At 70.0% G+C, this 7636-nt stretch carries 7 protein-coding genes; 1 reads left to right on the top strand and 6 read right to left on the bottom strand.

The window, feature by feature from the left end; all coding sequences use genetic code 11:
- The 3 genes from QK444_RS28560 to QK444_RS28550 all read right to left on the bottom strand — a co-directional run.
- The coding region (locus tag QK444_RS28560; RefSeq protein ID WP_282785238.1) for a hypothetical protein at window positions 1–1525 on the bottom strand (1525 nt) is incomplete at its 3' end.
- A gap of 122 nt (window positions 1526–1647) precedes the next feature.
- Window positions 1648–2187 (bottom strand): DUF1697 domain-containing protein, encoded by a 540-nt coding sequence (locus tag QK444_RS28555; RefSeq protein ID WP_282785237.1) that lies wholly within the window; start codon window positions 2185–2187, stop codon window positions 1648–1650.
- Between the two features lie 30 nt (window positions 2188–2217).
- The gene (locus QK444_RS28550; protein WP_282785236.1) at window positions 2218–2964 is read right to left on the bottom strand and encodes an acyltransferase; all 747 of its coding nucleotides are present in this window, start codon (window positions 2962–2964) and stop codon (window positions 2218–2220) included.
- Window positions 2965–3125: 161 nt separating this feature from the next.
- Here QK444_RS28550 and QK444_RS28545 point away from each other — a divergent pair, with 161 nt between their 5' ends.
- Window positions 3126–4487 (top strand): PQQ-binding-like beta-propeller repeat protein, encoded by a 1362-nt coding sequence (locus QK444_RS28545; RefSeq protein WP_282785235.1) that lies wholly within the window; start codon window positions 3126–3128, stop codon window positions 4485–4487.
- Window positions 4488–4517: 30 nt separating this feature from the next.
- Here the strand turns inward: QK444_RS28545 and QK444_RS28540 are convergent, their stop codons facing one another.
- Genes QK444_RS28540 through QK444_RS28530 form a run of 3 tightly spaced genes read right to left on the bottom strand, consistent with a single transcriptional unit; the run spans window position 4518 to window position 7537 of the window.
- On the bottom strand, window positions 4518–5744 hold the full coding sequence (locus tag QK444_RS28540) for a class I SAM-dependent methyltransferase (protein WP_282785234.1): 1227 nt from the start codon (window positions 5742–5744) through the stop codon (window positions 4518–4520).
- 3 nt (window positions 5745–5747) lie between these two features.
- Window positions 5748–6722 carry a class I SAM-dependent methyltransferase gene (locus QK444_RS28535; protein ID WP_282785233.1) on the bottom strand — a complete coding sequence of 325 codons (975 nt, stop codon included), beginning with the start codon at window positions 6720–6722 and terminating at the stop codon, window positions 5748–5750.
- Between the two features lie 47 nt (window positions 6723–6769).
- On the bottom strand, window positions 6770–7537 hold the full coding sequence (locus QK444_RS28530; RefSeq protein ID WP_282785232.1) for an enoyl-CoA hydratase-related protein: 768 nt from the start codon (window positions 7535–7537) through the stop codon (window positions 6770–6772).
- Between the last annotated feature and the right edge of the window lie 99 nt (window positions 7538–7636).

The following is a 7636-nucleotide window of genomic DNA, read 5'->3' as shown; positions in this document are numbered from 1 at the left end:
CCAGGCGGGAGGTGCTGCCCGACCAGCCGCGCGCCGCCACCGCCGCCGCGGCGATGGCGGAAACGGCCAAGCCGATGGCGAGGGTGCGGGCCGACTCCATGGGCCGGTAGTTCCACCAGGCGATATCGACCGCCAGGGCGACCACCAGCCCGGCGAACAGGGCCGTCGCACCCACCCGGGCGGGCACGCTCGCCACCGGCGACCACGACTGCCGGGTCCAGGTCGGCGCCGCACTCACCACCCCGCACAGCAGGGCCAGCGGGATCAACAGCGGATCGAGTTCGAAAGCCGGTGCCGCGCACGACCATCCGAACAGGCCGAACAGGCCCGCACCGGAGGAGGTGGGCAGGCAGGCGTAGCGCGTGGTCAGGATGCCGTAGGCGTAGCCGAGCAGAACGAAGCCGAGCACCGCGGCGAGCGTGGCGTGCAGCAGGCGCGAGCGCCTGCCGACCAGCTCCCAGATGTCGTCGCGGCCGAATACGGTGTCGAGCCGACCGGAGCGCGGTCGCGTGCCCAGGTAGCGCGCGAGGCTGTGCAGCCAACGATGCACGTGCGCTTCGGAATAGGCATTGTCACCGTCCGCGCGCGCGGTGGTGTCGACCGCCGCCCCCAGCACCGCGGAATGCAGCAGCGACGACACCTCGGCCTCGCTGCCCGCACAGGCCAGCCGCACGATGTCGTCGGCATCGGTGCGCCGCAGGTAGCTGACGGCGAGGGTGAAACGCAGTGGGGTGCGCAGGGATCGGGCCAGTGGGCCGTCCGGGCTCTCCACCAGCCGCCACACCACCGGCTTCCAGGTATCGCTGTCGTAGCTGGGATCGACCCGCATCTCGTTGAGCCGCTCCAGCACCGTCTGGGTGCCGATGGGCTGGAGTTCGATCACCGTCGCCGCACTCAGCGCCGTACGGTCGGCGCGCAGCCGCTGATAGACGTCGGCGTCGCAGCCGAGCACCACCGGGCGGTCCGCCCATTCGTCACCGTCGAGCTGTTCGATCGCGCGGCGCAGCCGAATCGGTTCGCGCCCCGGCACATCCATGGCGTCGGCGCGTTCCAGCAGCGGCAGGATCGCACCGCCCTCCACCAGTCGCCGCACGACCATCGTGCGCAGTCCGTAGTCGCAGGCGATGCGCTCGGCGAGCCAGCCGGTCAGGCTGCGCGTCAACGGGTTCCAGGTGGAGGCGTCCACCCGCACCGGGATCGGGCCGCGGTCCGCGACCGGAAGGCCGTCGCGTTCGGCGTGCAGGGCGAGCAGCAGACCGAGCAGGGTGACGGCCTTGCCCGCGCCCGGCTCACCCAGAATCACCAGGCGGCCACCGGTGCGCCGCGGATAGTATTCGCCGATGCGCCGCACGGTGCGAATGGCCGGATCCTCGTATTCGGCTTCGGGAGCCCAACTTTCGAAGCGAATTCGGTCATATTCGACACTTCGGTCGAATTCGGCGCGCGACATCCAGAGCAGGGTCAGATTCTCCCGTTCCCGCTCTCGCACCGCTCGGGCCAGGTCCTCGGCCCAGCGAACCAACAAGGATCTACCCCCTTGCTCGGACGATCACCCCTACGCACGCCGCACTGCTGCGCGACAGCATGCCATAGTTTGCGTCGGCGCAACGGCAGGGTTGCGTTGTAAATCAACCCTTTTCGAATTGGTCAGGAATCCATTTTCTTCAGCACGCGCTGCACCGTGAGAAATGTGCGCGTGGTGACATCCTTGCCGTACTGCCGCTCCAGCCACGCCATGAACCCCGCGCCGTTCGGCGCGCTGTTGTCCACCACCCACAGCACCGCCCGCGCCGCCGCATCGTAGCCGACGACCCGGACGGTCGCGTCGAGATCACCGGGCGCAGGCGGCGGCGGGGTGTCGCCGCGCAGGAAGGTGACGGTCAGATAGGTCTCGCGACAGTGCGTCAATCCCTCGAAGGGATCGGCATCGACCAGCGTCAGCAACTCCCCGTACTCGCGCAGCAGCGTGCCGCCACCGATGCCGAGCTCATCGCGCAACGCCTCCTGGATGCGGGATTCCAGGGCGGCCACATCGGTCTCCGCACTGCGAAAGACGATATTGCCGCTGGAGAGCACCGAGGCGACGCCCTCGAAGCCGAGACCCTCGAATACCCCGCGCAACTTCTCATTGCGCATATTCGGGTTGCTCGGCATGATCCCGCGCAGGAAGGCGGCATAGCGATTCATGCCGCCGAACCTACCGGGGCGCACCGACACTCAGGAGGCGGCGACGCCGTTCTTCTTGCGCTCGATATCGGCCAGCGCGGCCTGCCGCGCCGCGCGAGCCTCGGCCGCGGCGTCCCACGCCTCCTTGCGGTTCTTGACCGCCCTGGCGGGTGCGCCCACGGCAATGCTGTAATCCGGGATATCGCCCTTGACCACGGCATGCGCGCCCAGCACACAGCCGCGGCCCACTCGGGTCTCGCGCAGCACGGTGACCTTGGCGGCGATCCAGGTGTCGGGGCCGATGCGGACCGGGCTCTTCACGATGCCCTGGTCCTTGATGGGCATGCCGATATCGTCCATGCGGTGGTCGAAGTCGCAGATGTAGCACCAGTCCGCGACCAGGGTGGATTCGCCGATCTCGATATCCAGGTAGGTGTTGACGACATTGTCCTTGCCGAACACCACCTTGTCGCCGATGCGCAGCGAACCCTCGTGGCAGCGCAACGCGTTGCCGTCGCCGATATGCACCCAGCGGCCGATCTCCATGCGGCCCAGCTCCGGCGTCGCGTGGATTTCCACATTGCGGCCGAGAAACACCATTCCGCGCAACACGATGTGCGGATTGGCCAGCTTGAACTTGAACAAGCGGTAGTACCGCACCAGATACCAGGGCGTGTACGCGCGATTGGCGAGAACCCACTTGAGCGATGCCATGGTCAGAAAACGCGCCTGCTCCGGATCCCGGCGCCGCGACCCCCGCCACCGCGAGCGCAACGGTGCGCCCCACATGCTCGTCACGAACTGCTCCTGTGTTTCCTGACGCCGCCGGATCGGCAGCTGGATCGTTTAGACGAGGGTATCGGTACCCGCCGACGGGCGCGAAAGTAGGCTGTGCTCCGGCTGCATCAGCCCCGACGAAGAACCCGGAGTTTCGGTACTGGCAGAAGGGACACCAGCAGGTGCGAAGCGGCAGGCGGCACACCGGACGCAGTGAGCGACACCTACGCCCCGACCGGACCCGACAGCGCGTCGCGCCCTGGCGCGCGGCGGTGGCGCTCGGCGTCACCGGACTGTTCGCCCTCACCGCCTGCGGTACCGATGTCGACGACATCACCGCGGGGCCGGGCAAGGGCTGGCCGGTCGCCTTCCACGACGCCCGCAACAGCGGCACCACTCCCGTCACCGGGTCGCGGGCGCTGGGGCTGGACTGGACACGCCCCGTGGGCGGACCGATCGCCGCACCCGTCACCGTGGGGCCGGACGGACAGCTGTTCGTCACCACCCGCACCGACTCGCCCTGCACGCTGTTCTCCTTCCAGATGGGCACCGGGCGCAAACGCTTCTGCAATCCCCTGGGCCCCAGCGCGATCGCGGCCGCGAGCGCGGTGGACGGCGGCACCAACATCTATGTCGGCGACGACGGCGGCATGAACTCGTTCAACGCGCTGGGCCAGCCGCGCTGGCGCACGCCGGTCGCCGGGGTACCGGTATCGGTGCAGTTCACCGGCGACAGCAATGTGCTGTCGGTGACCCAGAGCGGCCAGGTCGACGTGCTCAGCCGCCAGACCGGCGAGCGCGTGATCTCCACCTATCAGCTGCTGGGCGAGCCCGACCCGCTGGAGAATCCGGGCCTGAACCGCCCGCCGGACGGGCAGGGCCTCGAGGACTGCGCCACGGGCGGCCCCCAGTGCCCGGTGGCGAACGTGTCGGCCGTGGACCGGGAGACCGGACGCTTCTACGCGACCGTATGGCGCCCCGGCGAGGGCACCGCCGAACTCGTGGCACTGACCTACGGCGACAAGGCGGTGCGTGAGGACTGGCGGGCGGCCATGCTCACCGGCGGCAGCGCCACCAGCCCGGCGCTGTCCGCCGACGGCTCCACCGTCTACGTGGGCGACAACTCCGGCCGGCTGATCGCCGTCGACACCGCCGACGGCCGCACCGCATGGTCACGGGACGTGGGCTTCCCGCTGCGCGGGTCGATCTCCGTCGCGGACGGCCTACTGGTGCCGTCCGGCGACGACGGCCATCTGATGGCGGTGCGCGACAACGGCGACAGCTCCGAGATCGCCTGGGAGCGCAAGGATCTGGCGCTGCGCGGGCGGCCGGTGCAGACCGCGGGCGGTACCGGTTACGCGGTGTCCACCCTCGGCGGGGCACTGACCCTGATCACCTTCGACACCGAAACCGGCGGGACCGTCGACTCCGACGAGCTGCCCGGGGCACAGGGAACCACGGAGAGCATCTCGGTGGGCGCGGAGGGCGAGGTCGTGGTGGCCTCCAAGATCGGCGAACTGTTCGTGTTCAAGCCGGAGGCGTAGCCGTCGCGCGGCGCGGGGCGACCACAGTGTTCAGGCAACCGGGGCCGGGGTCTCGCACAGGAAGACGGTCGGCGTGCGGCCGATCCGGGTGATGACCAGGGTGTGCGGCCGGGTGCCGCGCGGCTTCAACCGGCCGCGCAACGCATCGGGGTCGATATCCACGCCGCGCGTGAGGATTTCGAGCGGGCCGCAGTCCCGGCGGTGCAGTTCGGCGCGCAGCGGCTTCTCCTTGACATCCATTCGGTGCAGGATGCGGAAACCGCGCACGCCCTCGGGGACGCTGTCGCCGGTGAGATAGGCGATGCGCGGATCGAGTTGCCAGAGGCCGTGTTTCGCGGCGTAGTGGCGGACCAGGCCCGCGCGCACCACCGCGCCGTCGGGATCGACGATCCACTCCCCCGGCTCGCGCTCGGGTATGTCGTCGGGTGCCGCGTCGGTAAGGCTCCACGCGGTGCCGTTCGCGGACAGCACGGTGGCGCGCCGGGTCACCCCCGCCTCCGCCAGGCCCGCCGACCACAGGCACGCCTCGCGCACCGCGCCGTCGAGCGACATCACCTCGACCTCACCGGACCAGTCGAGCCGATCGAAATCCAGTCCGGGAGCGCACTTCACGACCAGCTCCCGACCCGCGTACGCCGCCAGCAGATCGGGTAGCGGCGGTTGCAGCTTCGCCGGATCGTGGGTGCGCCGCCCATCGGCCCGCCGCGCCGGGTCGGCGATCACCACCTCGGCGGCACTGCACGGCACCAGCGCATCGGCCTTGGCCAGCAACACGTTTCGCGGAACGGTGTCGCAGCTCGGGGAGAGACCGCGCGAAACCAGATCCAGGCGAACAGCATTCAGGTTCTGCGCCGCCATATCGAGGCGCACCGCGTCCAGGTCGCTGCCGATGACCGCCGGGCAGACGCGGGACAGCTCGACCAGTTCCGCGCCGATCGAGCAGGTGACGTCGTGGACGGTTCGTCCGGCCAGCCGTCGCGCCCGGTGCCGGGCCACCGCCGTCGGGGTCGCCTGCTGGAGGGCGTCGTCGGTGAGCAACCAGCGCTCGGCACCGTCCAGTTTGGCGGCGGCACGGCGGCGCAGGCGCACCGTTTCGACGAGCGCCGCCGCGCGGTCGCCGAAGTCGCGCCGCAGCCGCTCCAGATCGCGCAGCAGGGTCGCGGCGGTCAGCGGGAGCCGGTCGGCCTCGGCGAGCGCGGCCGCACCGGCCGCACTGCCGAGCTGGGCGACATCGTCGCGAGTGAAGACGTAGCCCACCGGCTACTTGGAGCCGCCGGGCTTCACGCCGGTGATCATGACGTTGTAGAAGAACTGCCGCGGCACCACGTGGCGCAGCACCTTCTCGTCCAGCTTGGACAGTCCCAGCCACGCCCGGTACTGCGCCATGCGGTAGCGCCAGGTCAGCTTCTCGGCGGGCACGGCGGCCTCGAAGGTGCGCACCGGCCAACCCCACAGGGCGGCGGCGAACTCCTCTGTCTTGGCCTGCACGTCCACCGCGCCCGCACGCCGGGCGATGCTCTCCAGATCGGTCGGATCGAAGGTGTGCAGATCGACCACGGCTTCCAGGGCGGCCGCGCGGGAGGACTCGTCCAGTTCCTCCTGCGGACGCCGCCAGTCCCGCAGGAACGGCAGCTTGGTCACCTCGGTGGTGAGCTTCCAGGTGACCTGGCCCAGCTTGCGGGCGTAGAGGTTGCCGATGGTGGTCGGCTCACCGGCGAAGACGAAACGACCGCCCGGCTTCAGCACGCGCAGGCACTCCTTGAGCGCCAGCTCCACATCCGGAATGTGGTGCAGCACCGCGTGACCCACCACCAGATCGAAGGTGTCGTCCTCGTACGGGATGGTCTCGGCGTCGGCGACCCGGCCGTCCACGTCCAGGCCGAGATTGCGGCCGTTGCGCGTCGCGACCTTCACCATGCCGGGCGACAGGTCGGTGACCGAACCGGACTTCGCGATCCCGGACTGCATCAGGTTCAGCAGGAAGAAACCGGTACCGCAGCCGAGCTCGAGCGCCCGGTCGTACGGCAGCGGAGCGTCCGGGACCACGGCGTCGAAACGGCCGCGCGCGTACTCGATGCAGCGCTCGTCGTAGGAGATGGACCACTTGTCGTCGTACGTCTCGGCTTCCCAGTCGTGATACAGCACCTGGGCGAGCTTGTTGTCGGTCAGCGCGGCCTGGACCTCGGCCTCGGTGGCGTGCGGGTTCGGCGCTGGATCGTCAGGACGAGCAGTCATGCAGGGCAGCCTAATGAATCACCAGGCGAGCCCGCTGATCGGCCCGGTCATCGGCCCACGAAGCGGGCCGCGTCCGGACCGGCCGCCAGATAGGAACGTGTTCCTATCTGCTGATCTTCGGTGTCGAACAGCTCCGCCCATTCCGCGCGGGCGCGATCGTGCCCGTGCGTACCCGCCTCGAAGACCCGCTTGGCGGCCGCGAGGGCCTTGGCCGGACCCGAGGTGAACCGCCGCGCCCAGCGCAGCGCGGCCTCGAACACATCGTCGGGGGCGACGACCTCGTCGACGAGGCCGAGCGACGCCGCCTCCTCCGAATCGACGAAACGGCCGGTGTAGACCAGGTCCTTGGCCGCCGCCGGGCCGATGAGCAGGCTCAGCCGCCGGATCCCCGCCAGCGGGATCAGCCCCGCCTTGATCTGCGGCAAGCCGATCTTCACATTGTCGCCGATGATCCGCCGATCCGCGCCCAGCGCCAATTCCAGCCCCGCCCCCAGCGCGTACCCGCTGATGGCGGCGACCGTCGGCTGCGGCAGCCGCGCCAGCGCGCCCAGCGCCCGCTGGAAGTCCGCGGCCATGGCCGTCGCCTGTGCGGCGGAGAGCCCGGCCAGTTCGGTCAGCTTGTCCCCCGCCGAGAACACCCGCTCATCGCCGTAGAGCACCACCGCCCGCACGCTCTCGTCCACCGCGAGCCCGTCCGCGGCACTCGCCACCTCCAGCGCGACCTGGAGATCGATCAGATTCATCGGCGGACGTGCGATCCGGATGACGGCGATCCCCTCCGCCACACCCCGGTCCACGGTTACGAATTCGGCCACAGCGGGCAAGCGTACTGCCGCGCGACGCCGTGCTCCATGCCGGATGCGGCGGTGCGGGTACTCCACGAACACCGCCCGGGGCCGCGCCGTCCCGCGCCG

The organism is Nocardia sp. CC201C, from assembly GCF_030010695.1.
GTDB lineage: Bacteria > Actinomycetota > Actinomycetes > Mycobacteriales > Mycobacteriaceae > Nocardia > Nocardia otitidiscaviarum.
The sequence above is the reverse complement of the archived record's forward strand: the minus strand, read 5'-3'. Positions and strand labels throughout refer to the sequence as shown.

Coding starts and splice junctions, on each gene's coding strand:
- QK444_RS28555 (WP_282785237.1), bottom strand. CDS start 2,187: ATGAATCGCTATGCCGCCTTCCTGCGCGGGATCATGCCGAGCAACCCG.
- QK444_RS28535 (WP_282785233.1), bottom strand. CDS start 6,722: ATGACTGCTCGTCCTGACGATCCAGCGCCGAACCCGCACGCCACCGAG.